This window comes from Fructilactobacillus sp. X2R1C1 (genome assembly GCF_059901435.1).
The window spans coordinates 1-236 of sequence record NZ_JBWXUV010000156.1; the positions used below are offsets into that span (position 1 = coordinate 1).

Sequence of the window (236 nt, forward strand, 5' to 3'; positions counted from 1 at the left end):
GCTGGCATTTGCGTTTTTTCTAAAAATTGCATTAACTCGTTTTGTGCTCCAGCACTTTGTACGCCACCACCAACATACGCGACAGGTCGCTTAGCTTCGCTCAATAACTGGTTTGCAATTGCCACTTGATTTAGATCTAACTGCGGTAAATAATCGTCAGCAGCCAGCCAAGGATGAAAAGGCACTTGCGCTAACTGAATGTCTTTTGGAATATCCACAAGCACGGGGCCCGGGCG

Annotated in this window: 1 pseudogene; it reads right to left on the reverse strand. The window is 47.0% G+C overall.

Annotated features, from left to right (window positions below):
* Positions 1-236, reverse strand: a pseudogene (locus AC6UDG_RS07860) (acetolactate synthase large subunit); the annotation flags it as partial.